This is a genomic window from Pseudomonas inefficax (assembly GCF_032164165.1).
Lineage (GTDB): Bacteria > Pseudomonadota > Gammaproteobacteria > Pseudomonadales > Pseudomonadaceae > Aquipseudomonas > Aquipseudomonas inefficax.
The window spans coordinates 383,067-408,151 of sequence record NZ_CP134401.1; the positions used below are offsets into that span (position 1 = coordinate 383,067).

The window sequence follows — 25,085 nt, forward strand, 5'->3', positions numbered from 1 at the left end:
TGTTCTACCTGTGGAGTTGGCTATCGGTCTGGCCCTGATAGATTGGCAAGTAAAGCTGCATGCAAGTTCCCCGGCCGGGCTCACTGTCGACGCGAATGGCACCACCGCTCTGCCTGGCAAAACCATAGACCTGGCTAAGGCCCAGGCCAGTACCCTTGCCAAAGGGCTTGGTAGTGAAAAACGGTTCGAAAATACGCGGCAGTACCGCTGGCGCGATGCCCTCGCCGCTGTCTTCCACCTCGAAACGCACAAACCCGCCGTGCAGGCCTTCAAACTTGCCGGTCAGTTCGACCACATCGACGGTCAAGCTGATCCGGCCCTGCCCCGTGATGGCATCGCGGGCATTGAACAACAGATTGAGCAACACCATCTGCAATTGCCCGGCATCCACCTCGATCAGGGGCAGGTCCGGTTGCAACAGCACCTTCAGCTCAATCGAATCAGGCAGCGCATGCTCCAGCAGACCACGAGTGGCTGCAATAAGGTTCTCCGGGGCGACGCAAGCCACATCAAGCTTGCGGTGGCGGGCAAAGCTGAGCAATTGCTGGGTCAGTTCGGTGCCACGCTGCCCGGCATCGAGAATGTGTTGCAGCATGCGCTTGGCGCGTGCCGGGTCCTGGGTGTCCAGCGCCAGGCGCGCCGAGCTGATGATGATGGTCAACATGTTGTTGAAGTCATGCGCCAGACCACCGGTCAACTGGCCGAGGGCCTCCAGCTTCTGTGCCTGGAACAGCTGGGCGCGCACCGCGTCCAGTTGCAGCGCCGACTCGCGACGGTCGGTGATATCCCGGGTCACCTTGGCCAGGCCGACGACCTGGCCCTGGTCATCGCGGATCACATCCAGGGCGGCCAGCGCCCAGAATTGCGTGCCATCCTTGCGTACGCGCCAGCCCTCATCCTGCGCCACACCCTGCTCCAGCGCCTGACGCAGCAAGCGTTCCGGGCGGCCCTCGGCGCAATCCTGGGGGGTGAAGAACAATGAGAAATGCTGGCCGATCACTTCATCGGCACGGTACCCCTTGATGCGTTGAGCGCCTGCGTTCCATGACACTACATTGCCGGACGGGTCGAGCATGTAGATAGCGTAATCCACCACCGACTGAACCAGCTGTTCATAGCGGTGGGCGGGCATGATGGGGTGGTCGAGGCAATCAGCTGAAACCATGCGAGCTCCACCGGCACAGCAGGAGAGAAAAGAGAGCGAAGTTCAACGCCCGGGCTCAACCAGCACCGGGCTGATGCGCCGTGGCATCGCCACTTTCAGCAACCATAAGCCGACCAGCAGGATAAACCCGCCACCGGCCAGGGCCATCAGCCGCTGCGGTTGAAGGTGTTCGGCATCGAACCCCAGCATCAGCAGGTAAGCGCCCAGGCTGATCAGGCTGAGGTAGAGAAACGCCCCCAACACGACCACCAGCACGAACAACAGTCGCCAGAACAGCCGCGGGCGCACGATGCGCTCGGAAGTACCGGACGGGGTCATCACTGCACGCTCTTGGATCCAATAAAGGGGCAACAGTGGCGTAATGACAGCAAGGTGTCAATTGCCCATTCGATCGACCCTTCATTCTGTTGATCATAGGCGCTGTGGTTGACTCAACTATAACAATGGGTTATAAAGCGCGCTTGATTGCGAAGCCCTTCTGCTTAGAAGCGAGCTGGTCGTTACGGCCCATTCAAGCGTGCGAGTGTGGTGGAATTGGTATACACAGCAGACTTAAAATCTGTCGGCGTGAGCCTTGCGGGTTCGAGTCCCGCCACTCGCACCAAATTTCTCGTGAAGGCGCCCTTGTGGTGCCTTTTTGCTGCCCGCCAGCAATCCTTTGCGCAGCTGCTACAGTGGTGCTTGTACCCGCCCACTGGAACGCCGCCATGCGCTACTCCCTGTTCGATGGTCAACGCGACATCATTATCCTGATTGCCCGTGTGTTGCTCACGATCCTGTTCGTCTTGTCTGGCTGGGGCAAGCTGACCGGGTTCGAAGGCACGGTTGGCTACATGACTTCACTGGGCGCACCTGCCCCCATGCTGGCAGCGGCAGTTGCCGTGTTCATGGAGTTCGTCGTGGCCATTCTGCTGATCCTCGGTTTCTACACCCGGCCGCTGGCTTTCCTGCTTGCGCTGTTCGTGCTGGGCACGGCGCTGCTGGGCCACCCGTTCTGGAACATGGTCGACCCTGAGCGCAGCGCCAACATGACCCAGTTCCTGAAAAACCTCAGCATCATGGGCGGCCTGCTGATGCTGGCAGTGAGCGGCCCAGGGCGTTTCTCGGCAGACCGGCGCTGAGTCAGTCGTCTTCGCAGTCGTCGAACCAGGCTGGGTGATCGCGTTCCTCGTCATCGAGGTCATCCAGCGTTTCCTCGTCTTCCTCCACTTCGTCCTCGGCGCCTTGGGCATCCGCTTCAGGCTCGATATCGTCGTAGAGGAATTCATGATCAAGCAGGTGATCGTGCTCGGGTTCGTGCAGGTCGTCTTCGTCGTGCATGCTGGCTCCTGGGCCGGTGGCAGGCCTGTATAGGCTGATCGGCTGCGCAGGTCAATGCATTACCGCTTAATGCTCGGTTAACCCGCAAGGTCCAGTCTGCAGGCTCTCCCTTCAAACGTCAGTTGCCCGCCTCCCATGGCGGGCTTTTTTATCCCCTGGTTTTGCCCTTCGTCCAGCCTTGGCGAATCACAGTGAACCGCGCCCATGCTGGCCAGGCTCGCAAATGATGCAGGACCTGTCGTTTTTCAAGGAGAAAGCCCATGGCTGTATATATCGACAACCTCATCATCACCACTCCCGTTCCGAAGTCCGCGACCAACCCGGTAGCTCTGGAGTTGACCGGTGCCCAGGCGCTGGCGACCCTGCCTGAAGTCATCGCCCGGCTGAGCGACGGCTCCATCCGTATGACCGCCCCCACCAAGGGCGCCTCCAGCAAAAGCACCCACCGCACCCGCTGCGAGTGGAAGGAGCCCGCGTACTGGGCACTGAACAGCGCCGCCAGGCACCGCAATTACCAGACCATGACACTGCAGAAAGTGAACCTTGCGCAAAAGGTGGTGATTGCCCAGATGCACGTCAAAGACGACGACAACCCGCCCATCAAGGTGTTCTGGAACAAAGGCAAGATCACCGTGGGCTTTCGCACCGACTTCAACCAGACGGCCACGAGCAGCAGCACGGTGCTGGCCGACGTACCGCTCGGTGCACGTTTCGATGTCAGCATCGATGTGACAAACAACGGCGCCTGCACGGTCAGCGCAAGCTGCAACGGCCGTATTGGCAGCACATCGCCCCAGCAACTGGGGGCGACCTGGGCGACGCGCACGCTCAAATTCCATGGGGGGGTATACAACCAGGTGGACTACACCGACACCACGCCTGCCGAGGACGGTTCGGTATGTGTCATCAGCCAACTGGAACTGAGCCATGCATGACAAGCTCATGACCTGACCTTCACGAAATACTGACATCCGGGTGGGCACACTGGCCCTGCTCCGTATGTTCTTGCAGCCCGCCGCATTATTGCCGCGGGCTTTTCTTTTTGTGGCGAGCCTTACACAGAACCCTGTGGGAGCGGGCAAGCCCGCGAAGCAGGCGACGCGGTGGCTGGCACCGGCTGCGCCGGTGTTCGCGGCGGTTCGACGCCTAGACATGCCCGCTCCCACAGGGATCGCGCCAGCTTTTAGAAATTGAGCAAGACAGTTGCCCCCACAAGTGGCTGCGCAAGGCAGGTAAATGTGTGCAAGGCGGTTGCCACCCCAGACCATGACCTGAAGCAGTTTTGCCCCACCAGGCAAGGGCTATGCTAACCCCTGCGATAACCCAAGCTCATTCGGATGACACGGAGGCTCATATGAAAGCTGCTGTTGTTGCACCAGGCCGTCGCGTGGATGTGGTGGAGAAAACCCTGCGCCCTCTCGAGCACGGTGAAGCGCTGCTGAAAATGCAATGCTGCGGTGTGTGCCACACCGATCTGCATGTTAAAAATGGCGACTTCGGTGACAAGTCCGGTGTAGTGCTAGGCCATGAAGGCATCGGCGTGGTCCAGGAAGTAGGGCCAGGCGTCACCTCGCTCAAGCCGGGCGACCGTGCCAGTGTGGCATGGTTCTACCAGGGCTGTGGGCATTGCGAGTATTGCACCAGCGGCAACGAAACCCTGTGCCGCGAAGTGAAGAACTCCGGCTACACCGTGGACGGGGGTATGGCTGAAGCCTGCATCGTCAAGGCCGACTACTCGGTCAAAGTGCCCGACGGGCTCGACTCCGCTGCCGCCAGCAGCATTACCTGCGCCGGCGTAACCACCTACAAGGCGGTAAAGATATCCAACATCCGTCCCGGCCAATGGATCGCCATCTACGGTCTTGGCGGCCTGGGCAACCTTGCCTTGCAATATGCCAAAAACGTTTTCAACGCCAAAGTGATAGCCATCGATGTCAACGAAGAGCAACTGCGCTTCGCCAGCGAGATGGGCGCCGACCTGGTCGTCAATTCACGCACCGAGGATGCCGCCAAGGTCATCCAGGCCAAGACCGGTGGCGCCCATGCCGCCGTGGTTACCGCCGTTGCCAAGGCTGCCTTCAACTCGGCCGTTGATGCCCTGCGCGCGGGTGGCCGCCTGGTTGCGGTCGGCCTGCCGTCGGAAGCCATGAACCTGAATATCCCGCGCCTGGTGCTGGACGGTATCGAAGTGATCGGCTCGCTGGTCGGCACTCGGCAAGACCTGCAGGAAGCTTTCCAGTTTGCGGCGGAAGGGAAAGTGGTGCCGAAGGTGACCCTGCGGCCGATCGAGGATATCAACCAGATCTTCGAGGAGATGCTGGAGGGCAAGATCAAAGGGCGGATGGTGATTCAGTTCGAGGAGTGATGGCTCAAGTGCGCTGGCTGTTGGCGCAGCGCACGCTACCCTTTTGCATTCAAGCGCAGGCGGTCAGAAATGGCTTCCGGCCCACCAGATAAAGCGAACCAATGGGCGCACCTTGCTCTCTAGTTACAGGTAAGCGCTCGAATCCCCGCCTGGCAACCAGCCTGGCATGGGGTAGCACGTGGTTTGGAAGGGAGTGGCCAATATGACGGAAGAAGAAGCAAGGGATGTTCTTGAGCGAATCGAGTACGAACTCAGCCTTCATCAACCCTGCACCGCTACGCGTATAGTAATCCACGACCTCGGCTTATGGGCTCGCCTTGAGAAGGCCAGCGGCGGGCCCATCAGCATCGCCAATGGCTGTACGCTATTCGACAGGCCCGTGTTGCTGGAGCCGAAATGCGATGCCTCATTCACGGTTTTATCCAGGTCTTGAGTTTAGGTTGCTACATAAGCAGAGCTGGTTAGCCCCCCGGAGTGAACATGAGCATCCGCAGCTTGGCGAAAAACCTGCCACCCGATCCGGACAATGACGGCTGGGTGCTTGGATGGGGCGTACTGAGAGACCGGCATCCCTGGCATTTCGTCGATGTTTATGCCGACCAGAAGACTGCCAGGGCCGAGGCGGAGTGCCGCGGGGTTGGCTATGTTGTGGAGTTCGGCTCACACCGCCTGGGATCGGATGAGTTCGTGTGCGGGAGGTGCCCGCCTGAAGGCTAGCGTGTACCGAGTTCATCACCGGCCTGGACGCCGACCAGCCGGCACTCTACAGGCACCTCCTTGGCCTCACATGTCCGTGAACCGCCGGCGCGTCAGGAACAATACTACGCCCAACGGCACAGCTAGCAACGTCAGCAGCTCCAAGTCAAAACCCAGGACCTGCTGCTGGCCGACGCTGAAGATCCCGACCAGTCCTGCTGCAAGTAGTACCAGACCCAGCCACTTGCGCAGCCGGTATGGTTTTAAAAACTGAACGAGGATCGCGCCCAGCATCATCAGGGCGACCGTCTGCAGGATGTAGGGCATGTGCAATTCCTCAGACCTTGATGACCAGCGTCACGCCAGAGCGTTGTGGGCCAATCCCGCCATGAACCTCTCCCTCGATACTGATCAGCACATCACCTGCATGCAAGCTAGGCAACGCCCCTTTCAAGTACCAGTTCATACCTGTCGTCACGACTGCACCCGAGGCCCAGCCAATGACCGGCCCTGCCAACGCGCCCACCTTCCCGGCAGCACCACCGGAGGCCGCAGCGATCCCCTTGGCAACGTTGCCTCGCACGGTGTTGATGGCATCAGCCTGCTGTCGAGTCAGTGGATTGGAAATGCGGACTGTCAGCAGACATGGCAGATTTCGGGCCTGCATCCGGTCGTACATATCGACGACCATGCTGTTGACTTGATAATGCGCGCGTTTCGCCTCACCAAAGTGCAGCTCACGCAGTCGGCCTCGATCGCTTTCCATGAGTGTGATTTTCGAGAGACTGAAGACGATCCCTTCATCCGTCGTGTATTGCGTGGTCTTCTCGACCTTCATGCGCGTATCCATTCGTGCAAAAGGGGGATTTTCTACAAGCGATGGGTGAGATGCAAATGGTCTTTTGGTGGGTTTCTCTTGAACGATTCACGAGGACCTGCACTTGTGGCCGATGCCTTGCGCATCGGCCGACATGCTCCGGCCGGCGCTACCCCTTGGTCAGATCAACCAATGGCGTCTGCCGCACCTCGGTTTCGTGCCCACCTTGTATCTCGCCAACCTGCTTCAAAGCCTTGTCCACTGCCATTTTGTCCGCCAACAAGCTGTAGCTGATATGGAACTGCCTGTTTTCCTTCGGCCCGATCGTCGGCACCAGATTCAGTGGCCGCTGGTAACGGCGGTTGTAGGAGAAGCTCGTCCCTGGCTCCAGCCCCGTCACATAACCCTGGCCTTGGGTATCGGTATTTTTCCACAGGGAAAATACAGGCAGTGTCCGAGTATTGAAGCCGACCGAAACGCCCAGATTGCCAGCCTTGTCATGCAATACGGCCAACGTATTGCCCTGGGCGTCGGCATACGGCACCACGTTATAAACCGTTTCGTCATAGTCCCTGGTGGGTGCTCGGTAGGTTTGCCAATCAGGCAAATCGGCCCTGGCCTTGTCGTTGAACGGTGACACCTGTTTCACGGGTGCGGCGAACCGTGCGCCCTCCTCCAGAAACGGAGTGCTGAAATTACTGTGATACAGCGCTTGGTATTCCTTCGGATAATCACCGTTGTTGGTCAGGGTGTCGTTGAGGGCGAACATCACGCTGCCCGGCTCGGTGACCAGTTCGGTCGCGACGGAGAAGTCGACTTTCTTGAACGCCTGCTCTTTCAGTTCACCACGCAAGCTGATGGCGTATGGTGGTTTCTCATCGATGTGCAGGGTGACTTTGTTCGCAGGTATGTTGGCGGCCCGGCCGTGCAGGGTCAGCAGCTCGCCATTGTCGACGCCGGGGTGGCCAACCCATTCGTAACCGCAGCGGGCGACCAGTTCGTTGAAACCCTCCAGCCAGCCAAGACCATTGCGCCCATTGAGTTCGATGAAGGACGGGTTGACCACTTCCTTGACCGGCGAATCCCAGCCCATGCGCACATTACCGACCGACGCCTGCAGGACGTTCATTCCGCGGGTCGGCACTACCGAAATTTTCATCGTACCGTTATCGATGTCGACGATGCTGACACCCTCTTGCCGGCCTCCGTGCAAAGTGCGCAGGGTAACGCTGAAGGGCTTGTCGGTTTTTACGCCAAGTTGCTGGCTGGTGATCTGCCAGTTCTGGGCGGCTTTGTCGGTGTCGAGCAGAACGTAATCCCAGGCCATGGTGTGGGAGGCCGCGGACAGGGCGCCGAGAGCAACGAAGAATTTGAGGAGGGGCATGACAGGTTGCCTTTCTTGGAGTTGTGCCCCTTTTATAGACACGAAGAAACGTTTCAGCAAGCTAGCCAAGCGATGCTTTCGATCGGTACGGGTTTCGCTAGCCATTTTCAGGGAGTAGCCTCGGCACAGTGAATCTTTCGAACCCGATCAGGTAATCAACCTTGTGAAGGCATCAGAGAGACAGAAAAAATTGCCCCACTCGATAGAATTTTCATTGCCATGCCAGACGGTTTCCCTGATTTGCCCTCGCTGAACGCGTTGCGTGTTTTTGAAGTGGTGGCTCGCCGCTTGAACTTCCGTGTTGCTGCCGAGGAACTGGGCGTGACCCAGGCGGCAGTTGCCCAGCACATACGCGGGCTGGAGGCGAGCCTGGATCTGCGTTTGTTTGAACGCCTACCCCGGGGCTTGGCGTTGACTGATGCGGGCCGGGGTTACAGCGCAAGCATCCGCAGTGCACTGGCGATGATCGACGAGGCAACACGCCTGCTCAGGCCACAGACTTCTCACCTGACAGTCAGCGTTACACCTACCTTCGCCTCGAAATGGCTGATTCCCAGGCTCGGCAATTTTGCGCAGCGTCATCCAGACATCGATTTGCGTGTGCTGGCAACCGATCGACTGTCGCACTTCAGCACCGATGGCGTGGATATCGCTGTCCGCTACGGCAAACCCGAATTCGGAGCAGGTTTGAATAGCGAGCTGCTGATGGAGCAGCGAATCGTTGCGGTGGCCAGCCCTAGGCTGTTCGAAGGCAGCGAAATACCTGCCAGTTTTGCTCAGTTGCAGGACTTCGTCATGTTGCACGATGCCCATAATTTCTGGCCTCAGTTCCTTGCAGAGCTGTTCCCGCATCACCTGCAACCCACCGCCAGAAACTTGCGCTTCAATCAGACCTCATTGGCCATTGAGGCGGCAATCAGCGGCCAGGGCATTGCCTTGGCCAACCCTGCGTTCGTCGGAGATGACATTACCGCAGGCCGGCTGATGCAGGTTTTTACCCAGCAACTCAGGGTCGACAAGTCGTTTTATCTGGTCTGGCCGCGCAAGACGAAACAGCCGGACTCATTGAGCATCGTCCAACACTGGCTAAAGCAACAAGCTGCCGATAGTTAATCTATCGCAATAGTGAAGTTTAGCTGTCTCCCTCACCAATGGGACTGCTGCTAAGGTGAATGCACCTGAAAAACCAGCATTGAGCGATTGGAGGCAGCATGTCAGTAGAAAAAGTTGCGATTATCACGGCAGGTGGCAGCGGCATGGGCGCTGCGGCAGCGCGACGCCTGGCCGCCGAGGGCTTCAAGGTGGGTATCCTCTCCTCTTCGGGCAAGGGCGAGGCGTTGGCTACCGAACTTGGCGGTATTGGTGTAACCGGCAGCAACCAGTCGGTTGAAGATCTGCAACGCCTGGTCGACGCTGTCGTGGAGAAGTGGGGCCGTATCGATGTGCTGGTCAATAGCGCCGGCCATGGTCCGCGCGCGCCAATCCTGGAAATCAGCGACGAGGATTGGCACAAGGGTATGGATACTTACCTGCTCAATGTCATTCGCCCGACTCGCCTGGTGACGCCTTACATGCAGCGTCAGAAAAGCGGCGTGATCATCAACATCTCCACTGCATGGGCGTTCGAACCCAGCGAGCTGTTCCCGACTTCTGCCGTATTCCGCTCGGGCCTTGCCGCGTTCACCAAGATATTCGCCGACAATTTCGCCGGCGATAACGTGCGCATCAACAATGTCCTTCCTGGCTGGATCGACAGCTTGCCGGCCACCGAACAACGCCGCGATAGCGTGCCGCTCAAACGCTACGGCACCAGCGAAGAGATCGCTGCGACCATTGCGTTCCTTGCTAGCGAAGGCGCGGCCTACATCACCGGGCAGAACATCAGGGTCGATGGCGGCGTTACACGCAGCATTTGATCGCCCGTGGACGCAGCTGGCGATCCCGGTCGGCCACGTGCGCAACCCTTATCGGCTCATGCAGCTGTCCACCTTGGACGAGCAAGGATAGCTCGCTTCCAGGACGGTGAGCGCTCAACAGTTCTGCCAAAAGAAAAGGCACCCGAGCAGACTGTGTGAAAACCTAGCAATCTGCCCGGCCCTTTAAGAGAATGCTCCGTATCGAAAGATACGGAGCATTTTTTCGTTATGGCCTACATACAAGGAGAGTCTCGCAGCCAGACCAGCCTGTTCCCGGTCTCGCTGGAGGAATTGATCCCTGAAGATCACCTCGTACGGGTCATCGACCTGTATGTAGCCAAGCTGGATCTGGGCCTGCTCGGCTTCGAAAAAGCCCAGCCGAAGGCCACTGGGCGCCCAGCCTATGACCCCGCCGATCAGTTGAAGCTCTACCTCTATGGCTATTTTCAGCGCATCCGTTCATCGCGGCGCCTGGAAGCCGAGTGCCAGCGCAACATCGAAGTGATGTGGCTGATCAACCGGCTTAAACCCGACTTCAAGACCATCGCTGACTTCCGCAAAAACAACAAAGCTGCTTTCGTCACGACATGCCGGGCTTTTGTGCAGTTCTGTCGAGCTGCCGGTTTGATTGCCGGTGACCTGGTTGCGGTCGACGGCAGTAAGTTTCAGGCAGTCGCTTCCTCGCGACGTCACCTGAACTTGAATCAGCTCAGCCGTCGCTGCGGGAGCATCAGAGAAGAAGCGCATAGAAGCAGTGGAAGAGGATGTGATCATCCTTCCCGACAGCTTCTACGACATGAACACCTGGGACCTCGATGCAGCGCCCGAGTCGACCAGGCGCCGGTGGCGGGCGGACATCAACGAAAAGCTGAACGGAATGGTGGAAGAGGCACTGGAAAAGGTGAGGATGATCCTAGAGGTTGAGGGCTTGCTTATGAGTCATGCGGCGTAATCGCCTATTGACATCAGTGAGCGACTGAGCGAAATTACTCCCATCCTGTCATTCCTGCGCGTGTTGAGGAGTGGCACACCAGAACCCGGCCACTGAGCCGGGTTTTTTATTGCCCGAAGAGGGCCTCAAGAGGCACAGAACTGCGCCGGTCTTATTAATTGTCCCGATGGTCTGTTATTTTACCCTATGTCAGGCTTAGGGCGCATACTCGCTTTAGCTCAGATTTTCTGAGTTATTGAGAGGTACTTATGTCTAGTGACATTACCAAACCAAATGGATCCCCGGGACTTGAATTGGAAGTTGAAGAAGGTACAGAAAAGCGTGAGGGGTTGGACAAATCTAGCCCAGAGGATAGGGACGACTATATCGATCCCGACGCTACACCTAAACAAGAACCTGATTCCCCTGAACGTCAAAAAGCTTCAAATATGGAAAAGTTCAGTAGTCAGCAGACTGGTTGGACTTATCCTGGGCGCCGTTGGTAGAGGCACCCAACCACGTACGGCTCTTTCACCACATAAGCTCCTCGAAGCTGGCTACCCTCTAGTCTACACCCCAGATGATGACAAGCCAGGCCTTGATAAAGGTCCGGAGAGTGACCGGAGGCAGATGCGTACACATGATGGATCACTCGCTGAGTAATTCATTTATTTGAGCTCGGAAAACCGGGCTCATCAGAGGTTTATATGACAGATAAAACATCGCACCAGGGTGAAAGAAGCTCTGGCGAAAATACATCTCCCCAAGGCCCAAGGGCGGAAGGAAGTAAGGGTGCCAACACCGAGCGGGCTTCAAAGGCAGAGCTCTATAGTCGGCACGACAAGGTTGCTGAGAAAGATGTCAAAAATGATCCGCGAAAGTCGTGAAGTAGAACATTTGAGCTGATTGAAGCACCCAATAAATTGGGAAAGCGCTAATAAATCACTTGCTAGCCGCCTTCGGGCGGTTTTTTGTTCTGGTGAATTGTCTTCCCATCAGATCAACGGTTGGCCATGAGCAACGTCACACGAATTCGCCATGAGCTTCCGGTAAGCACGGATATCGACCATGCGGTGGCAGAGTTCGATGCCGCTCTGGTCAAAGCCATTGATGCAGCCAAGGATGCCGGGCTGCCGCAGGGACTGCTGGTCGGCCTGTTGCACGGCCACGCCCACGCCGAATCACACAAGATGGTGGCCAAATGAACGTGGTTGAGCGGAAACGGCGGGAGCGAGAGGAGCCGCACGCCTCCGGCGAGTGCATCTGCGCGAACTGTCAGCATGAATGGGTAGCGACTGCCCCGGTAGGTGTCACGCAGATGGAGTGTCCGGAGTGCGGTACCCATCGCGGCGCCTTCAAGTATCCATTTGGTCCGCAGCCAGGTGACGAGGCATTCCACTGCAACTGCGGCTCAGAAACGTTTTTCATCATGCGCAAGCCAGGCCAAGCCAGTGGCGCAGTGCACTGCTATGGCTGTGGTGTAGAGGCGACCGGCTGGTTTAAGTAGGTATCCCATGACAACGAAGCAACCCGACTGGGAGGCGATGGAACGAGCCTACCGGATCGGGTCGCCCAATGCTGCATGAGCGTGCTCACGCTCAGACCAGCATCATATTCATGATTAACGCTTCAATGCAGTGGATTGATCTGTTGGCACCGGCTACCTTGATGCTTCACGCAAGGAGTCCGGACATGGCAGATAAATATGTTGGAAGAATAGTTGGGCTTGGCACGGATAATGTCGAGTACGTCATCTACATCTACCAAGACGAGACGGTCGAGCGCTCTTCGAGCGGCATGGTTCGACATGAAGGCTTGAAGCATTTCGAAATGCAAATGGGTGGTGCCGTGAACAAGATCTCCGAAACGGAGTACGAGATCGTTGCTACTGGAGTGAGGGTCACTGTGCATGATGATAAGAGCTAATCGGGTCGGCCTCTCGTGCGAGCGCTTGAAATGGAATGCCGCATGGCAGCCAGATGGAGCAATCACCATGCATAGCTTGCGTTGAGCCAATCGCCTTTCGGCTAGTACTCCCTCCTGCACTGAATAGACTCCTGCCGTCCCGGCACCGCAACATCATTTCAAACACAAGGTGACCTATGGATAGGCCGTATCCTCCATCGTCACTGCTTGAACTGTCCGAGCTATCCGACTTCGGTATCCGCTTGGCTCCTGCCCCTGAAATATGGGATTGGCTTAAGGCCGAGATTCTTGCCGACACCGGCAGCATCCATAACCCAGAGCACGCCCACCTGATCGACGCCAACATCGGCGTGCTCTGGGCATCGACTGGGTTCGCCAAACAGGGGCGGGTCGTCCTTGGCCAGGCCGAGCAGCTGATGTTCCGCGCTGGCGGATGGCAGAAGGCCCGGCAAGAGCAGCAGATGCGAGAATGGTTCGGCGAGGAGCCGGACTACCTCATCACCCTGGCCGCCGACTACTGCTCCCAGTGCACCGATGCTGAGTTCTGCGCCCTGGTCGAACACGAGCTGTACCACATCGCCCAGGTAACTGATGAGTACGGCGCACCCAAGTTCACACAGGACGGGCTACCCAAGCTGTACCTGCGCGGCCATGACGTCGAAGAGTTCGTCGGAGTGGTACGGCGCTACGGTGCCAGCGAAGAAGTCCAGCAGCTGATCGACGCTGCAAGCCGGCCGCCCGAGGTGGCCAAGATCAACATTGCGAGGGCCTGCGGAACCTGTCTACTGAAGTCGGCCTGATTTTTGGACAGGTTTGGACGGATGAACGCCTATGGCAGCCCTATCAAGTGAGGTGAAGGTCTTCGTAATTCAGGCCTTGGCCTGCTTCGATACGCCTTCCCAGGTGGCCGAGTCGGTACAAAAGGAATTCGGTTTGACCATCACCCGGCAGCAGATCGAGTCGCACGACCCCACGAAGGTCTCTGGGAAGGGGTTAGCCGCCAAGTGGAAGCAGCTCTTCGAAGACACTCGCAAGCGCTTCCGCGAAGACATCACTGAAATTCCCATCGCCAACAAGGCCTACCGTTTGCGCGGCCTCAATAGGATGGCTGACAAAGCCGAAGGAATGCGGAACCTGGCTCTGACGGCGCAACTGTACGAGCAGGCGGCCAAGGAATGCGGCGACATGTACAGCAACCGCAAGATCGAACCCGACAAGCTGGGCTCCCAGGCGGACCAGCAGCACGCCGTTGCTGAGTACAAGCTGGAGCCAGACGAAGGTGTCCCGACTACCCCGTACCTATGACCCGCCGGTGAAGTTGACGCCGAAGCAGGCGAACATCTACGTTTGGGGCTTTCAGCCCGAGGCGCGTTTCCGTGATGCGGTGTGCGGGCGTCGATTCGGCAAGACCTTCCTCGGCAAGGCAGAGATGCGCCGCGCGGCCCGGCTGGCTGCGGAGTGGGGCGTGAGCGTCGAGGACGAGATATGGTATGGCGCGCCGACGTTCAAGCAGGCCAAGCGGGTCTTCTGGCGCCGGCTGAAGCAGGCCATCCCAGAGGCCTGGCGCGCAGCCCGGCCGAACGAGACCGAGTGCTCGATTACCCTCAAGTCCGGCCACATCATGCGTGTGGTCGGCTTGGACAATTACGACAACCTGCGGGGCTCCGGCCTGTTTTTCGTCCTGGTGGACGAATGGGCGGACTGCCCGTGGGCAGCCTGGGAAGAAGTGCTCAGGCCAATGCTCTCGACCTGCCAGTACAAGATCCCCCAGACCGGGGAGTCGAGAAAGGGCGGGCATGCGCTGCGGATCGGGACCCCGAAGGGCTTCAACCACTGCTATGACACCTACCGCGACGGGCAGCCGGGCGGTGAGCCGGATCACAAGAGCTGGCAGTACACCTCGCTGCAGGGCGGCAACGTCCCGGCCGATGAACTGGACGCTGCCCGCCGCAAGATGGACCCGCGCACGTTCCGTCAGGAATACGAGGCCGGCTTCGAGAACTACGCCGGAGTCGTGTACTACACCTTCGACCGGGCCGAGTGTCGCACCAGTGAGCGCATCAGGCCGGGTGAGGCCGTGCACATCGGCATGGACTTCAACGTCATGAAGATGGCTGCGGTCGTGTACGTGGTCCGGGAAGGCCTGCCGCTGGCGCTGGATGAGTTCCACTCGGTGCGGGACACGCCCGAGATGATCGAGAAGATCAAGGTTCGCTTCTCTGGCCACAGCGTCTCCGTGTACCCAGACGCTAGTGGCCAGAACACCAGTAGCAAGAACGCTAGCGAATCGGACCTGTCCCTGCTCAAGAAGGCCGGCTTCTCCGCGAACGATCTTTCCAACGGTGCCGCGGTTAACCCCTGTCACTCTGGCGATATCCAGTTGGGAGTTCTTTTGCGCGTGAAGCCGGCGGATCTGGCGAACCTGATCCGGCGTTACCTTGGCGTTCGGGTGAAATACCCCCTCAAGCTTTGTGCCGTGCCGAACCTTGTCAGCCTCATTGTCTTTGTGAGAGCCCCAGGCCAAGTTCTCAGCCCTTGAGTTCATTTGATCCCCGTCAAGGTGCCTGACAACCTCCCCCTCACCAGGAACGAAAGCCTCTGCGACCAGCCGGTGGATGTTCCTTTTGGATTGATCGGGACCATCGCAGAGGCAAACCGCTGGATATCCTGCGCTCATGCTTTGAGCCAGGATCCGGCCTTCAATCAACTTTTCGCCACGACCGAACTTCACGTATCTGCTGATCGAGCGGACGCGGCCCAGGTTACTCACCTCGTAGAGGCCTACAAAGCCCCGAACCGGACGCCATCTTTCTTCCTGATCATTGACAGTGCAGTCCTGGCCGCGGGCGCTATCGCGCACCTTCTTGCTAACGACCTTCATGCGTAGCTCCCCATCATGTCGGCAGCATCCAGCGCAGCAGCCTCGGTTTCGAAGTGAGCCGACAGCACCAGCCGCCAGCAGGCGTTGAACACGTCGCGGTACAGCGGCTCGAATGCGGTGTCGTCCATGTTCGCCCAGCTGATCGACTTGGCTTCCTTGCGCACTCCATCTGGCGTCTGCACCAGGTGAAAGTGGCCAGCCTCAATGGTCACCCACTCGCGGAAGGCCTCACGGCTCTTGTCCACCACTGGGAAACGATCGGCGCGGTCAGCCTCGAGCTTGGCGATGTAGCACTCCACGGCGTTTGTGAGCTGCCCAGGGCGCTGGTTCAGGTCTTCGAAGTACTTGGCCAAGCCCCAGATGCCTCGCAGCTCCTGCCGAGGCACAAGGCCTCCCGCAGGCTCCCAGTACTCCCATGCCAGATCCAGCATGGAGAAGAACTTGCGGTGGAATTTGGCGTTGCGCATCTTGGTGAACTTGCCGTGGATGACCTGGCCAGCCTTCCAATGCTGGATGGTTTCGCGGTCAGCGTCGGTTGCCGGCACCAGGCCATGCGAGGTACGGATCAGTGCGAGCTCAGCCATTGGCCTTCTCCTCGATCTTCACGCACTCGAAAGTGCGCTTGCCGACGTAGAACTTGCCCAGGCGCTCACACTCGGCAGCGACTGTGTGATGTGCCCAGACCCAGCCGATGGAGATGCCAACGATCAGCGCGAAGAGGAGACCGAATTTATCCATGGGATGCCTCCTTGGCCATGGCCGCCCGGTATCCGGCTAGCTCCGCGATGTCTCGGTGGTAATCGCGGAGCGTTACCGGATGCATGTCTTCCGGTTTCTGCCCTGCATACTTCTGGTTCATCTCGCCAGCCAGCGAAGCGATGCACTCGCTCAGTGCCGTGCGCAGCGCCTCATTCTCGGCCTTGAGCTGGTCGCGCTCTCGATTGGCGTTGATGAGCTGGGCGGATAGGCAATCGCATTCGCCTCGCCACTCCCCGGTGATGTCGTGCACGTCGCCGGTGTCGCCGCAGGTCCAGCAGAATGGTCCGTGGCGCCAGGTTTCAAGCTCTTGTTCAAGCTCTCGCTCTTTTTTGCTGCGACTGGTCGACAACCGCTCGATTTCCGCGAGCAGGGCCAAAACGTCGACTGCACGAACGGCGAGAGCAGGGAAAGGATTGCCGTTGCCGCCAGGATGGTTGTTAGCAATTGCGCGCTCGGCCGAAACGCGGAGCTCACTGCGCATCTTGTTGGTGTCCATCAGTGCTTCTCCTCGGCAGCTTCCATCTCGTCGAGCTTCTTCATGACCCGGGCGAGCAACTGCGCGTGCTCTTCCTCGGTCTCGCAGATCACCGGCACGAACAGCACGCCGTGCTTCGCGAACGTCTGCGCGAGAATCAGAGCGGCGCGGATCTTCTTCATCGGGCTCATACACCCTCCCCGGCCGGCTGCCCGGCGCGCTTGATGTTCAACTTGGCCAGCAGGTGTGCACGGTTCATGCTGCCTCCTTGCGAGCATTGAGCTTCTCGACGAACTTGGTTAGTGCCCATTCACAGCGGCTCATTTGGCTGTGCATGGCGGTCTTCTCTGCATTGGCCTCCCGGCTCACCCCGGCCAGGTAACGCTCTCGCACGCTGCGGTCCATAGCGGCCACCGTGAGCTCTGGGCGATTTCGTAGATATGCAATGCGCCGGGGTGTGGCTGCTTCATGCCGACACGCAGGTAGCCGTGGTATGCGTCTTTCCCGAGCCCATGCTCGATCAGGCCATGCAGCTCGTGAGTGCTGAACTCGACGGTGCGCCCGGCATACAGGACAAGCAGCCGTGCACCGCCGACGCCTGGGAACATGAACTGCATATCGCCATAGGCGATAACCACCGGGCATCCGGTCGCGGCGCTAGCGTCCATGGCCTTTTCGCGCTCGATTTCCGTTGGGTGAGGGCCTTTCACCTCAACGAACAGGCCGGCCCGAGGCAGGTAAAAGTCAGGCAGATAAGCGCCATGCCGGGTTTTCACCAGGCGCGGCTCGTACAGCCAGTCGATATTCAGGGCGTCCATCATGTCGGCCCAGCGCGTTTCGGAGTGGGAGCGCATGAGGTAGCCGCCACGCGCGAAGATTGTTTGACCCATCAGAAGCTACCCCCTGGCTTGAAATCGTTGAGCATCGAACGAGATGACCGCCGTGCCGGCTGTGCGGAAGCCTGCTGCTGTTCACGCGATCCGGCGTAGTTGGTGAAGCGGGCGAATTCACCCTGGTGCTGCAATAGGCAGTGCCCGGTCGACGCGTGGCGGTGCTTCACTACGTCGATTTCAGTAACGCCGCTTTGTCCAAGATCGGAATCTGCATCCCGGTGCGCGATCAGGATGATGTCGGCGTCCTGCTCGATCTCGCCGGAGTCGCGCAGGTCCGACATCTGCGGCTTTTTGGTTGTGCGGGTCTCGATGCTTCGGTTGAGCTGGGCCAGAACGATAACTGGCACGTTCAGCTCCTTGGCCATGCCCTTGATCCCGCGGCTGATCGCTCCGAGCTCGAGGTTGCGATTCTGCTGGCGGCTACCTGCCTCTGGCGCGATCAGCCCGATGTAGTCGATGACGATTAGGTCCAAAGGCTTGGCCTTGTGCTGGAAACGCGCGATGTTGCGGATGCGGCTCAGCGGAAGGCCGCCCTTCTGGCAGATACGCAGGTCGGCGTCACGCATACGCCCGACAGCGGCAGTGATCTTCTGGATCTGCTCACCGTCACCCATGGCCTTGCCAGTGTCGATGTTGCCCAGCGTTACAGCCGAGGCAGACGCCAGGCTTCGCTTCGACAGCTCCTTGCCGGACATCTCGAGCGAGAACACCAGCGCGGACTTGCCGTTGCGGATTGTCAGATGCTCGGCAATCCCCAGGCCCAGGGTTGTTTTGCCAGTCCCTGGCCGCCCGGCGATGATAATTACGTGAGAGCCGCGCAGGCCCTGCAGCAGCTCATCAAGATCAGCCAGCCCGGTGGAGTGGCCATTGATGCCCTGTCCGTTGAAGCGGTCGTCCATTTCATCGATGACGGGGCCCAAGGCCTCGGCCAGGCTGATAACGTCCGGCTCGTCATCTTCGCTATTTAGCGTCATGACGGTTTGCTGGACATCCGCGATGATTCCGGCGATGGGGCGCGCATGAGTCGCCATATCGATGATCGACTGCCCGATCTCGCTGATCTGGCGCGCCTTGTAGCGCTCAGAAACGATCCTGGCGTACTCATGGACGTTGGCCACGGACGGAACAGAGCGCATGAGCTCAGAAGCTCGAACGATGGTGAGCTCACCGCTGCTGAGCGTTGGGCGGATGTCCGACAGGGCTACCGGGTCAACTGGTCGGCCTGCCGACCGAGCGCCCAGGATCATGCTGAATAGGTCGGCGGCATCAGGGTCGTAGAAGTGCTGGACGGATACCTTGGCGCCGATAGATTCGATCAGGTCAGGCTGGTGCATCAGGGCGCCGACGACGCCGTGTTCGGCCTCCTCGGAGACCAGTGGGCGAGTCTCGATCATTGCTGAGCCTCCAGAACCTTGAGCACCTTGTCCTGGCGGGTCAGGAACTCAATATCGGCGGTCCAGCCACGGTCGTTCTGGCCAACCCAGTGCTTGTTGGCCAGGCAGAGCATCCAGACGAAAGCATCCACGTCGACCACATCAATCGCATACGCGATGACAACCGGTGGAAAAACCTGCGGCTGCTTACACCGAAAGACAACCGAGCGCATCGAGTTGTTACCAGGAAGCCGCCAGCGAGCGGTGTTACAGGCGTGTACTGGGATGGCCGCAAGAACAAGTGGGTCGTTCAGATATTTCGAAACCGCAAGGTTCACTACGGCGGTTACCACAGCACCATAGATGCCGCCGCAGTAGCTGCGGACGAACTTCGCGCCACGCTTGATCAGCAAAGCCGCAGCCTGACCACCAACCTGCCGCGACCGGCGGCGTGGAGACCATCCATGAACCTGATCGACTGCTACGTCACGAAGATCCTCGGCGAGCCGTACCGCAAGTTCGGCTACTGGTGGGTTGATGTCGAGTACGAATCGGAAGGCCGCGCCGGCACAACAAAACTGATGTTTGGAACCCGGAAATCTGCTCGCGAGGCGAAGGCAGGATTCCAATTCTTGGCCTGAGGACGAGACATGATCACCCCATTCAAGGCCTACACCCTGGGCGAGGACTTCGCCGTCAGGGAGGTCACCATCGTGCGAAAAGGTCTGTTCTGCACGGACAGCAAAGGCGTGAAGCACCCGAAGCCGAAGCTGTTCACCAGCCCCAAGGCTGCGCAGGACAAAGCCAGGAAGTGGCTGGCTGACCGAGAGGTGCAGCTTGCAAAAGAAAACGCGCTGCACGAGCAGCGGAAGAAGATCGTCGAATCCTACTGATCACCGCCGGGTACGGCAGGAGCCCTATATGGAACCAGAAATCATCCACATCCCGGAGCTGGCCAAGATCCTCGGCAGGTCAGAATCGGCCATCCGCAGCGCGCGCCAGGCCGGCGCCGCCTGGCTGCCACCATTTTTCAAGCAAGGCGCCAGGGTTTGCTGGAGGGTCAGTACTGTCCGTCAGTTCCTGCAGGAGTACGAAAGCGGCCTGCACGCGCCGGCCCGGCCCGGGCGAAAGCGTCAACCACCACCCACGTTGGCCAGCGTGCGCTAGCCCAGCTTGTCGGCCAGGGTGTCGGGGCACAGATGCGTGTATCGCTTGAGCATGCTCAAGGACTTGTGCCCCGTGATTGCGCTCACTTCCATCATGGACAGCCCCTTTTCGAACAACCTGGACGTGCCCTCATGCCGCAGGTCGTGAAAATGCAAGTCGCCAACATTGGCTGCTCTGCACGCGCGGGTGAAGTACTGACTCACCGAATGCGGCGCCAACGAGAACACCTTGCCATCCATGCGGGCTGGAAGCGACTCGAGCAGCTGCCGGGCACGAACCGATAGCGGAACGAGGCGCCGGCTACCGTTCTTGGTGTCTTCCAAAATCGCGTGCTTCGGCTTCACGTTCTCCCGGCGAAGCGTCAGCAGCTCACTACGACGCATTGCCGTTTCAACCGCGATACCGATGATCGCCGGCATCTCAGCGTGAATATCGCCTGCCGCTTTGATCACATCCTTCAGCTCTTGGGCACTGGGCCGCCGATCGCGAGACTTCGCGCCCTTCGGCATCCTCAGCTTCGCCACCGGGTTGCTCAGCCCCTCAATACCCCAGTCCTTGATGGCCACCGTATAAAGGTGGCTGATCACCGCCAGGTCGAGCTTGACCGTTGCGGTGGACTTCCCTTCCTTGAGCTCATCATCCCTGTATGCAGCCATATCGCTTGACCGGATCGCGGCCAGGCCTTTATTCGCCAGCTTGTTCAGCTTCCACCTGTTGATGCGGGTCTGCTCTTGCTTGGCTCCCTTCTTCATCGAAGTCACCTCCCGCGAGTATCGGTCGAGCGCTTCCTTCAGCGTGGTGTTCTCCGCCTCTCGCATGTCGACGAACCGCGCGCGCGACATGTCGCCCTCGATCTCGGCCGCCCAGCGCTGGGCCTCTGCCTTGGTGTCGAAGGTCGCGGATAGAGTGGGATATCCTTTTCGGCGGATCTTGGTCCGCCATGCCCGTTGGGGCGCTGCTCGATAGTGGCCATGCACCGGATTTTGCCGGGGACACCGGGGACATGCAATTTCTTCCGGTGTCCCAGGATTGTCCCAAAAGCGTGGGAATCAAAAATCCGCAGGCACAAAAAAACCCCGCAACCTCAAGGGCTGCGGGGCTTTCGAATATGGAGGCCGAGGTCGGAATCGAACCGGCGTAGACGGATTTGCAATCCGGAGCATAACCACTTTGCTACTCGGCCTCAAAGGTCGGATCTAGCAGCTTGCGCTTCGCTATCTCCTTGAAACGCTGAACCTTTTTCAAAGTTTGCTGCGTTTCGATGGGCGCCATTATGTCTTCATTCCTTTAACCTTGCAACCCCCTGAACGAAAAAAAATTTCAACGGGTTCAAGGTGTTAGCGCAGGCGGCCGAGTTTACTCCACAAGCCCACCACTGTGTTCTCCACGGTGCCACTGGCAGCCATGCCGATTCGCTCCTGCAGGCTCTTGCGTTCGGCGTAGTGCAGGTGGAACAGGTTGGCGTTGCGCGCGCGTTCGCTGAGGTACTCGTCGCTGGTCTGCAGCTCGTCCACCAGCTTGCGGTTGAGTGCCGCGACGCCCAGCCAGACTTCGCCGGTGGCCACTTCGTCGATGTGCAGCTGCGGGCGATAGCGGGCAACGAAGTCCTTGAACAGCTGGTGAGTGATGTCCAGGTCTTCCTGGAACTTCTCTCGGCCCTTCTCGGTGTTTTCGCCAAACACGGTCAGGGTGCGCTTGTATTCACCGGCGGTCAGCACTTCGAAATCGATGTCGTGCTTCTTCAGCAGGCGGTTGACATTGGGCAGCTGCGCCACTACGCCGATGGAGCCCAGTACGGCGAATGGCGCACTGACGATCTTCTCGCCGATACAGGCCATCATGTAGCCGCCGCTGGCGGCCACCTTGTCGATGCACACAGTCAACGGGATGCCGGCCTGGCGAATGCGCGCCAGCTGCGACGCGGCCAGGCCGTAGCTGTGCACCAGGCCGCCACCGCTTTCCAGGCGCAGCACCACCTCGTCACGCGGGGTGGCGAGGGTCAGCAGCGCGGTGATTTCGTTGCGCAGGCTTTCGGTGGCCGAAGCTTTGATGTCGCCATCGAAGTCCAGCACGAACACCCGGCCCTTTTCCTCGGCCTTGCCCTTCTTCTGCCGCTTTTCCGCCTTGGCCTGCTGCTTGCGCAAGGCCTTGAGCTGGGCCTTGTCGAGCAGGCCGGATTCCAGGCGCTCGCGCAGGTCCTTGTAGAACTCGTTCAGGCGGGTGACCTGCAATTGCCCACCCGATTTGCGCCGGCCCTTGCCGCGCAGCCCGGCGATGGCCGACAGCACTATCAGGATGGCGATGACCAGGGTGGCGGTTTTGGCGAGAAAGCTTGCGTATTCAGCAAGAAACTCCACGTTGACTCCTTAAAGACTTGCGCCACTACGGCGCGTAACTGTAGCAAGCATACCGTTGCGCCTGAGGTGCTGCCAGCCGCGGTAAACGCTGGCAACATCTTTCAAACAACCTTTTCAAACGCTTGTATGTTTTTTCGTTGACAGCCCGTGTGCCGCATCCTAACCTCGCAGCAACCTCCAACAGGCCGGAACCTTTCGTGGGCAACCTCTACCTGATCCGACATGGCCAAGCCTCCTTCGGCGCCGCTGACTACGATGTCCTCTCGCCCGTGGGTGTGCGCCAGAGCCAGGCCCTGGGTGACCACCTGGCCCAGCTCGGGGTACGGCTGGACCGCTGCGTGGCTGGCGACCTGCGCCGCCAGCAGGATACCGCGCGCCTTGCGCTGGAAGCATTGCAGGCCAATGGCTGCCCGGTGCCGGCTGTTGAGACCGATGCAGCCTTCAATGAGTTCGACGCTGATGGCGTTATCCGTGCACTGTTGCCCGGGCTGCTGCCGCAGGAGCCCGACGCCCTGCACATCCTGCGCAATGGCGCGCAGCATCGCAGCGAGTTCCAGCGCCTGTTCGCACTGATGGTGCAGCGCTGGCACGATGGCGAACATGCCGATGATGGCCTGGAGACCTGGCAGGCGTTCACCGCCCGCGTGCAAGGCGGCCTGCAGCGTGTTCTCGATGCCGCCGGCAGCGGTGACAACATCGCCATCTTCACCTCGGGCGGCACCATTGCCGCCCTGCTCCACCTGATCACCCGTATTACCCCCAGCCAGGCGTTCGCGCTGAACTGGCAGATCATCAACACGTCGCTCAGCCAGCTGAAGTTCCGCGGCCGCGACGTGGCACTGGCTTCCTTCAACAGCCAGGCCCATGTGCAGCTGTTGAGGGCGCCGGAGCTTGTCACCTATCGATGAGCCCGGCTTGTTGTGTCCCTGCGGGGACGTGTAAATCACTCTATAAGGAATGCGCCATGACCTCCGTAGCTGATGCCGTCAAAAAGATGCAAGAGAAGTTCAACCCATCCGCTGCCGCCGGCCTGGACCTGGTGTTCGGCTTCAACATCACCGACGAAGACAAGCATTACGCGCTGATCGTCAAGGACGGCACCTGCAACCTGCAGGAAGGCGAAAACCCGGATGCCAACTGCACCCTGGTGATGGACAGCGAAACCCTCAAGGGTATCGTCAGCGGCGAAACCGACGGCATGCAAGCATTCATGGGCGGCAAGCTGCGCGTTGAAGGCGACATGATGCTGTCGATGAAGCTCAGCGAGCTGTTCCCGTCCTGAGGACAGGCGATAGTGCTGATGGAAAAACCGAAGCCTGACCGGCTTCGGTTTTTTTTTGCCCGCCTGTTCAGGCCCTATCGCCGGCAAGCCAGCTCCGACAAGGTCAGCACCTGCCGGCAGAACGCCGCCGCACCTGTGGGAGCTGGCTTGCCGGCGATAGGGCCAGTCGCTTCATCAAGGCAGTTGATCGGGCAGCAACACCCTCACCTATATGGCACCTGGCACGCTTGTCCCAATCCTTGCACGCCATTAGATTAGCCAATAGTCCTTGCGATCGAGAATAAGGAAAACGCATGACACTCACCGACCAGTCCACCCAGGTACGCCCAGGCGAAGAACTCGACGCGGCTGTCATCGCCCCTTACCTCAAGGCCAACATCCCCGGCCTGGATGGCCTGCCGAGCATCAGCCAGTTCCCTGGCGGCGCCTCCAACCTCACCTACCTGGTCAGCTACCCCGGCCGCGACTTGGTGCTGCGCCGCCCACCGTTCGGGCAGAAGGCCAAGTCAGCCCACGACATGGGCCGCGAGTTTCGTATCCTCAACCAGCTGAACAGCGGCTTCCCCTACTGCCCCAAGGCCTATGTGCACTGCACCGACAGTAGCCTGATCGGGGGCGAATTCTATGTGATGGAGCGGGTCAAGGGCATCATCCTGCGCTCGGACATTCCGGCCGAGCTGGACCTTGACGCCAACCGCACCGAGGCCCTTTGCAAGAGCTTCATCGACCGCCTGGTGGAACTGCACCAGGTAGACTACAACGCCTGCGGCCTTGCCGACCTGGGCAAACCGGAAGGCTATGTGCAGCGCCAGATCGAGGGCTGGACCAGCCGCTATGAAAAGGCCCTGACCCCCGATGCCCCGCGCTGGGAACGAGTGACCGCCTGGCTGCGCGAGAAAATGCCCGCCGACCACCCACGGCCCGCCATCGTGCACAACGACTACCGTTTCGACAACGTGATCCTCGATGCCGACAACCCTATGCGCATCATCGGTGTGCTGGACTGGGAAATGGCCACCCTCGGCGACCCGCTGATGGACCTGGGCAACAGCCTGGCCTACTGGATCGAAGCCGACGATCCGGCGCCGGTGCAGCTGATGCGTCGCCAACCGAGCAACGCGCCGGGCATGCTCACCCGCCGCCAGTTCGTCGATTATTACGCCGAGCGCGCCGGCATCCGCCTGGACAACTTTGATTACTACTATTGCTATGGCCTGTTCCGCCTGGCCGGCATCGTCCAGCAGATCTACTACCGCTATTACCACGGCCAGACCCAGGACAAGCGCTTCGCCCAGTTCATCCACATGAACCGCTTGCTGGAGCAGATGACCTTGCAGGTCATCGCCAAGTCCAGCCTCTGAGCCCCGACCTCGACGAC

Annotated in this window: 31 protein-coding genes, 2 tRNA genes and 3 pseudogenes; 20 read left to right on the forward strand and 16 right to left on the reverse strand. The window is 59.4% G+C overall.

What is annotated here, in order from left to right; translation table 11 throughout:
- Positions 1-4: 4 nt before the first annotated feature.
- Positions 5-1,165 carry a two-component system sensor histidine kinase NtrB gene (locus RIN61_RS01790; protein WP_313855465.1) on the reverse strand — a complete coding sequence of 387 codons (1,161 nt, stop codon included), beginning with the start codon at positions 1,163-1,165 and terminating at the stop codon, positions 5-7.
- A 42-nt stretch (positions 1,166-1,207) separates the two neighbouring features.
- Positions 1,208-1,483, reverse strand: coding sequence for a hypothetical protein (locus RIN61_RS01795; protein WP_252378344.1), 276 nt, complete (start codon positions 1,481-1,483; stop codon positions 1,208-1,210).
- Positions 1,484-1,684: 201 nt separating this feature from the next.
- On the opposite strand from RIN61_RS01795, the gene RIN61_RS01800 reads away from it, so the two are divergent.
- Together RIN61_RS01800 and RIN61_RS01805 are read left to right on the forward strand one after the other, a co-directional pair.
- Positions 1,685-1,769, forward strand: a tRNA-Leu gene (locus tag RIN61_RS01800).
- A 103-nt stretch (positions 1,770-1,872) separates the two neighbouring features.
- Entirely contained in the window at positions 1,873-2,286 is a 414-nt protein-coding gene (locus RIN61_RS01805; RefSeq protein ID WP_112252783.1) for a DoxX family protein, read from the forward strand.
- Between the two features lies 1 nt (position 2,287).
- On the opposite strand, the gene RIN61_RS01810 is transcribed toward RIN61_RS01805, so the two are convergent.
- The gene (locus tag RIN61_RS01810; RefSeq protein WP_025339680.1) at positions 2,288-2,485 is read right to left on the reverse strand and encodes a hypothetical protein; all 198 of its coding nucleotides are present in this window, start codon (positions 2,483-2,485) and stop codon (positions 2,288-2,290) included.
- Positions 2,486-2,745: 260 nt separating this feature from the next.
- On the opposite strand from RIN61_RS01810, the gene RIN61_RS01815 reads away from it, so the two are divergent.
- From RIN61_RS01815 to RIN61_RS01825, 3 genes are all read left to right on the forward strand, one after another.
- Positions 2,746-3,420, forward strand: coding sequence for a polysaccharide lyase family 7 protein (locus RIN61_RS01815; RefSeq protein ID WP_112252784.1), 675 nt, complete (start codon positions 2,746-2,748; stop codon positions 3,418-3,420).
- A gap of 419 nt (positions 3,421-3,839) precedes the next feature.
- Complete coding sequence (adhP, locus tag RIN61_RS01820) at positions 3,840-4,850, forward strand: alcohol dehydrogenase AdhP (protein WP_112252785.1); 1,011 nt, start codon at positions 3,840-3,842, stop codon at positions 4,848-4,850.
- Between the two features lie 480 nt (positions 4,851-5,330).
- Complete coding sequence (locus RIN61_RS01825) at positions 5,331-5,567, forward strand: hypothetical protein (RefSeq protein WP_112252787.1); 237 nt, start codon at positions 5,331-5,333, stop codon at positions 5,565-5,567.
- A gap of 66 nt (positions 5,568-5,633) precedes the next feature.
- On the opposite strand, the gene RIN61_RS01830 is transcribed toward RIN61_RS01825, so the two are convergent.
- The 3 genes from RIN61_RS01830 to RIN61_RS01840 form a co-directional block, all read right to left on the reverse strand.
- On the reverse strand, positions 5,634-5,873 hold the full coding sequence (locus RIN61_RS01830) for a hypothetical protein (protein ID WP_112252788.1): 240 nt from the start codon (positions 5,871-5,873) through the stop codon (positions 5,634-5,636).
- 10 nt (positions 5,874-5,883) lie between these two features.
- Complete coding sequence (locus tag RIN61_RS01835) at positions 5,884-6,384, reverse strand: hypothetical protein (RefSeq protein WP_181457352.1); 501 nt, start codon at positions 6,382-6,384, stop codon at positions 5,884-5,886.
- Positions 6,385-6,532: 148 nt separating this feature from the next.
- The gene (locus tag RIN61_RS01840; protein WP_112252789.1) at positions 6,533-7,747 is read right to left on the reverse strand and encodes an aldose 1-epimerase family protein; all 1,215 of its coding nucleotides are present in this window, start codon (positions 7,745-7,747) and stop codon (positions 6,533-6,535) included.
- A 219-nt stretch (positions 7,748-7,966) separates the two neighbouring features.
- On the opposite strand from RIN61_RS01840, the gene RIN61_RS01845 reads away from it, so the two are divergent.
- The 8 genes and pseudogenes from RIN61_RS01845 to RIN61_RS01880 all read left to right on the forward strand — a co-directional run bounded on the left by RIN61_RS01845 (position 7,967) and on the right by RIN61_RS01880 (position 15,059).
- Positions 7,967-8,860: a LysR substrate-binding domain-containing protein gene (locus tag RIN61_RS01845; RefSeq protein WP_215520639.1), complete on the forward strand. Its 894-nt coding sequence runs from the start codon at positions 7,967-7,969 to the stop codon at positions 8,858-8,860.
- A gap of 98 nt (positions 8,861-8,958) precedes the next feature.
- Positions 8,959-9,663, forward strand: coding sequence for an SDR family oxidoreductase (locus tag RIN61_RS01850; RefSeq protein WP_207878282.1), 705 nt, complete (start codon positions 8,959-8,961; stop codon positions 9,661-9,663).
- Between the two features lie 228 nt (positions 9,664-9,891).
- Positions 9,892-10,383: pseudogene (locus tag RIN61_RS01855) on the forward strand (transposase); the annotation flags it as partial.
- 1,224 nt (positions 10,384-11,607) lie between these two features.
- Positions 11,608-11,799 (forward strand): hypothetical protein, encoded by a 192-nt coding sequence (locus RIN61_RS01860; protein ID WP_112252792.1) that lies wholly within the window; start codon positions 11,608-11,610, stop codon positions 11,797-11,799.
- Between the two features lie 487 nt (positions 11,800-12,286).
- Complete coding sequence (locus tag RIN61_RS01865; RefSeq protein WP_026031959.1) at positions 12,287-12,520, forward strand: hypothetical protein; 234 nt, start codon at positions 12,287-12,289, stop codon at positions 12,518-12,520.
- A gap of 176 nt (positions 12,521-12,696) precedes the next feature.
- Positions 12,697-13,320: a putative metallopeptidase gene (locus RIN61_RS01870; protein ID WP_313855477.1), complete on the forward strand. Its 624-nt coding sequence runs from the start codon at positions 12,697-12,699 to the stop codon at positions 13,318-13,320.
- A 31-nt stretch (positions 13,321-13,351) separates the two neighbouring features.
- Positions 13,352-13,825 carry a DUF2280 domain-containing protein gene (locus tag RIN61_RS01875; protein ID WP_313855479.1) on the forward strand — a complete coding sequence of 158 codons (474 nt, stop codon included), beginning with the start codon at positions 13,352-13,354 and terminating at the stop codon, positions 13,823-13,825.
- Positions 13,800-15,059 (forward strand): terminase, encoded by a 1,260-nt coding sequence (locus tag RIN61_RS01880; protein WP_252378337.1) that lies wholly within the window; start codon positions 13,800-13,802, stop codon positions 15,057-15,059. The genes RIN61_RS01875 and RIN61_RS01880 overlap by 26 nt, the downstream gene beginning before the upstream one ends.
- Positions 15,060-15,071: 12 nt before the next feature.
- Here the strand turns inward: RIN61_RS01880 and RIN61_RS26685 are convergent.
- The 7 genes and pseudogenes from RIN61_RS26685 to RIN61_RS01910 form a co-directional block, all read right to left on the reverse strand.
- Positions 15,072-15,401, reverse strand: a pseudogene (locus RIN61_RS26685) (NUMOD4 domain-containing protein); the annotation flags it as partial.
- Positions 15,398-15,985: a DUF1367 family protein gene (locus RIN61_RS01885; protein WP_112252794.1), complete on the reverse strand. Its 588-nt coding sequence runs from the start codon at positions 15,983-15,985 to the stop codon at positions 15,398-15,400. The pseudogene RIN61_RS26685 and the gene RIN61_RS01885, both read right to left, overlap by 4 nt.
- Positions 15,978-16,139 carry a hypothetical protein gene (locus RIN61_RS01890; RefSeq protein WP_181457354.1) on the reverse strand — a complete coding sequence of 54 codons (162 nt, stop codon included), beginning with the start codon at positions 16,137-16,139 and terminating at the stop codon, positions 15,978-15,980. The genes RIN61_RS01885 and RIN61_RS01890 overlap by 8 nt, the downstream gene beginning before the upstream one ends.
- Entirely contained in the window at positions 16,132-16,656 is a 525-nt protein-coding gene (locus RIN61_RS01895; protein WP_207878288.1) for a hypothetical protein, read from the reverse strand. Before RIN61_RS01895 ends, RIN61_RS01890 begins: the two co-directional genes overlap by 8 nt.
- Positions 16,656-16,826 (reverse strand): DUF1382 family protein, encoded by a 171-nt coding sequence (locus RIN61_RS01900; RefSeq protein WP_181457355.1) that lies wholly within the window; start codon positions 16,824-16,826, stop codon positions 16,656-16,658. The genes RIN61_RS01895 and RIN61_RS01900 overlap by 1 nt, the downstream gene beginning before the upstream one ends.
- 174 nt (positions 16,827-17,000) lie before the next feature.
- On the reverse strand, positions 17,001-17,525 hold the full coding sequence (locus RIN61_RS01905; RefSeq protein ID WP_313855486.1) for a PDDEXK family nuclease: 525 nt from the start codon (positions 17,523-17,525) through the stop codon (positions 17,001-17,003).
- Positions 17,525-18,922 carry a DnaB-like helicase C-terminal domain-containing protein gene (locus RIN61_RS01910; protein ID WP_112252799.1) on the reverse strand — a complete coding sequence of 466 codons (1,398 nt, stop codon included), beginning with the start codon at positions 18,920-18,922 and terminating at the stop codon, positions 17,525-17,527. Before RIN61_RS01910 ends, RIN61_RS01905 begins: the two co-directional genes overlap by 1 nt.
- Before the next feature lie 89 nt (positions 18,923-19,011).
- Here RIN61_RS01910 and RIN61_RS26690 point away from each other — a divergent pair.
- From RIN61_RS26690 to RIN61_RS01930, 4 genes and pseudogenes are all read left to right on the forward strand, one after another.
- Positions 19,012-19,089, forward strand: a pseudogene (locus RIN61_RS26690) (hypothetical protein); the annotation flags it as partial.
- A gap of 276 nt (positions 19,090-19,365) precedes the next feature.
- The gene (locus RIN61_RS01920; RefSeq protein WP_165605144.1) at positions 19,366-19,542 is read left to right on the forward strand and encodes a hypothetical protein; all 177 of its coding nucleotides are present in this window, start codon (positions 19,366-19,368) and stop codon (positions 19,540-19,542) included.
- Positions 19,543-19,551: 9 nt separating this feature from the next.
- Positions 19,552-19,794, forward strand: coding sequence for a hypothetical protein (locus RIN61_RS01925; protein ID WP_061203120.1), 243 nt, complete (start codon positions 19,552-19,554; stop codon positions 19,792-19,794).
- Between the two features lie 28 nt (positions 19,795-19,822).
- The gene (locus tag RIN61_RS01930; protein WP_060709531.1) at positions 19,823-20,068 is read left to right on the forward strand and encodes a helix-turn-helix transcriptional regulator; all 246 of its coding nucleotides are present in this window, start codon (positions 19,823-19,825) and stop codon (positions 20,066-20,068) included.
- Here RIN61_RS01930 and RIN61_RS01935 read toward each other — a convergent pair.
- The 3 genes from RIN61_RS01935 to sohB form a co-directional block, all read right to left on the reverse strand.
- The gene (locus RIN61_RS01935) at positions 20,065-21,045 is read right to left on the reverse strand and encodes a tyrosine-type recombinase/integrase (RefSeq protein WP_181457357.1); all 981 of its coding nucleotides are present in this window, start codon (positions 21,043-21,045) and stop codon (positions 20,065-20,067) included. The two genes, RIN61_RS01930 and RIN61_RS01935, sit on opposite strands and share 4 nt — an antisense overlap.
- A gap of 132 nt (positions 21,046-21,177) precedes the next feature.
- Positions 21,178-21,251, reverse strand: a tRNA-Cys gene (locus RIN61_RS01940).
- 154 nt (positions 21,252-21,405) lie between these two features.
- A complete protein-coding gene (sohB, locus tag RIN61_RS01945) occupies positions 21,406-22,425 on the reverse strand; it encodes a protease SohB (protein ID WP_023662815.1) in 1,020 nt (339 codons plus the stop codon).
- A 197-nt stretch (positions 22,426-22,622) separates the two neighbouring features.
- Between sohB and RIN61_RS01950 the strand changes: the two genes are divergently transcribed.
- The 3 genes from RIN61_RS01950 (at position 22,623) to RIN61_RS01960 (ending at position 25,068) form a co-directional block, all read left to right on the forward strand.
- A complete protein-coding gene (locus RIN61_RS01950; protein ID WP_215520635.1) occupies positions 22,623-23,333 on the forward strand; it encodes a histidine phosphatase family protein in 711 nt (236 codons plus the stop codon).
- A gap of 56 nt (positions 23,334-23,389) precedes the next feature.
- Positions 23,390-23,707, forward strand: a complete 318-nt coding sequence (locus tag RIN61_RS01955) for an SCP2 sterol-binding domain-containing protein (protein ID WP_207878297.1) — start codon at positions 23,390-23,392, stop codon at positions 23,705-23,707.
- A gap of 293 nt (positions 23,708-24,000) precedes the next feature.
- Positions 24,001-25,068, forward strand: a complete 1,068-nt coding sequence (locus RIN61_RS01960) for a phosphotransferase family protein (protein ID WP_112252803.1) — start codon at positions 24,001-24,003, stop codon at positions 25,066-25,068.
- Positions 25,069-25,085: the final 17 nt, after the last annotated feature.

What these genes read in the sequence shown, in the direction of transcription:
- RIN61_RS01790 (WP_313855465.1), bottom strand. Translation starts at nt 1,165, where the DNA reads ATGGTTTCAGCTGATTGCCTCGACCACCCCATCATGCCCGCCCACCGC.
- RIN61_RS01795 (WP_252378344.1), bottom strand. Translation starts at nt 1,483, where the DNA reads ATGACCCCGTCCGGTACTTCCGAGCGCATCGTGCGCCCGCGGCTGTTC.
- RIN61_RS01805 (WP_112252783.1), top strand. Translation starts at nt 1,873, where the DNA reads ATGCGCTACTCCCTGTTCGATGGTCAACGCGACATCATTATCCTGATT.
- RIN61_RS01810 (WP_025339680.1), bottom strand. Translation starts at nt 2,485, where the DNA reads ATGCACGACGAAGACGACCTGCACGAACCCGAGCACGATCACCTGCTT.
- RIN61_RS01815 (WP_112252784.1), top strand. Translation starts at nt 2,746, where the DNA reads ATGGCTGTATATATCGACAACCTCATCATCACCACTCCCGTTCCGAAG.
- adhP (WP_112252785.1), top strand. Translation starts at nt 3,840, where the DNA reads ATGAAAGCTGCTGTTGTTGCACCAGGCCGTCGCGTGGATGTGGTGGAG.
- RIN61_RS01825 (WP_112252787.1), top strand. Translation starts at nt 5,331, where the DNA reads ATGAGCATCCGCAGCTTGGCGAAAAACCTGCCACCCGATCCGGACAAT.
- RIN61_RS01830 (WP_112252788.1), bottom strand. Translation starts at nt 5,873, where the DNA reads ATGCCCTACATCCTGCAGACGGTCGCCCTGATGATGCTGGGCGCGATC.
- RIN61_RS01835 (WP_181457352.1), bottom strand. Translation starts at nt 6,384, where the DNA reads ATGAAGGTCGAGAAGACCACGCAATACACGACGGATGAAGGGATCGTC.
- RIN61_RS01840 (WP_112252789.1), bottom strand. Translation starts at nt 7,747, where the DNA reads ATGCCCCTCCTCAAATTCTTCGTTGCTCTCGGCGCCCTGTCCGCGGCC.
- RIN61_RS01845 (WP_215520639.1), top strand. Translation starts at nt 7,967, where the DNA reads ATGCCAGACGGTTTCCCTGATTTGCCCTCGCTGAACGCGTTGCGTGTT.
- RIN61_RS01850 (WP_207878282.1), top strand. Translation starts at nt 8,959, where the DNA reads ATGTCAGTAGAAAAAGTTGCGATTATCACGGCAGGTGGCAGCGGCATG.
- RIN61_RS01860 (WP_112252792.1), top strand. Translation starts at nt 11,608, where the DNA reads ATGAGCAACGTCACACGAATTCGCCATGAGCTTCCGGTAAGCACGGAT.
- RIN61_RS01865 (WP_026031959.1), top strand. Translation starts at nt 12,287, where the DNA reads ATGGCAGATAAATATGTTGGAAGAATAGTTGGGCTTGGCACGGATAAT.
- RIN61_RS01870 (WP_313855477.1), top strand. Translation starts at nt 12,697, where the DNA reads ATGGATAGGCCGTATCCTCCATCGTCACTGCTTGAACTGTCCGAGCTA.
- RIN61_RS01875 (WP_313855479.1), top strand. Translation starts at nt 13,352, where the DNA reads ATGGCAGCCCTATCAAGTGAGGTGAAGGTCTTCGTAATTCAGGCCTTG.
- RIN61_RS01885 (WP_112252794.1), bottom strand. Translation starts at nt 15,985, where the DNA reads ATGGCTGAGCTCGCACTGATCCGTACCTCGCATGGCCTGGTGCCGGCA.
- RIN61_RS01890 (WP_181457354.1), bottom strand. Translation starts at nt 16,139, where the DNA reads ATGGATAAATTCGGTCTCCTCTTCGCGCTGATCGTTGGCATCTCCATC.
- RIN61_RS01895 (WP_207878288.1), bottom strand. Translation starts at nt 16,656, where the DNA reads ATGGACACCAACAAGATGCGCAGTGAGCTCCGCGTTTCGGCCGAGCGC.
- RIN61_RS01900 (WP_181457355.1), bottom strand. Translation starts at nt 16,826, where the DNA reads ATGAGCCCGATGAAGAAGATCCGCGCCGCTCTGATTCTCGCGCAGACG.
- RIN61_RS01905 (WP_313855486.1), bottom strand. Translation starts at nt 17,525, where the DNA reads ATGGGTCAAACAATCTTCGCGCGTGGCGGCTACCTCATGCGCTCCCAC.
- RIN61_RS01910 (WP_112252799.1), bottom strand. Translation starts at nt 18,922, where the DNA reads ATGATCGAGACTCGCCCACTGGTCTCCGAGGAGGCCGAACACGGCGTC.
- RIN61_RS01920 (WP_165605144.1), top strand. Translation starts at nt 19,366, where the DNA reads ATGAACCTGATCGACTGCTACGTCACGAAGATCCTCGGCGAGCCGTAC.
- RIN61_RS01925 (WP_061203120.1), top strand. Translation starts at nt 19,552, where the DNA reads ATGATCACCCCATTCAAGGCCTACACCCTGGGCGAGGACTTCGCCGTC.
- RIN61_RS01930 (WP_060709531.1), top strand. Translation starts at nt 19,823, where the DNA reads ATGGAACCAGAAATCATCCACATCCCGGAGCTGGCCAAGATCCTCGGC.
- RIN61_RS01955 (WP_207878297.1), top strand. Translation starts at nt 23,390, where the DNA reads ATGACCTCCGTAGCTGATGCCGTCAAAAAGATGCAAGAGAAGTTCAAC.
- RIN61_RS01960 (WP_112252803.1), top strand. Translation starts at nt 24,001, where the DNA reads ATGACACTCACCGACCAGTCCACCCAGGTACGCCCAGGCGAAGAACTC.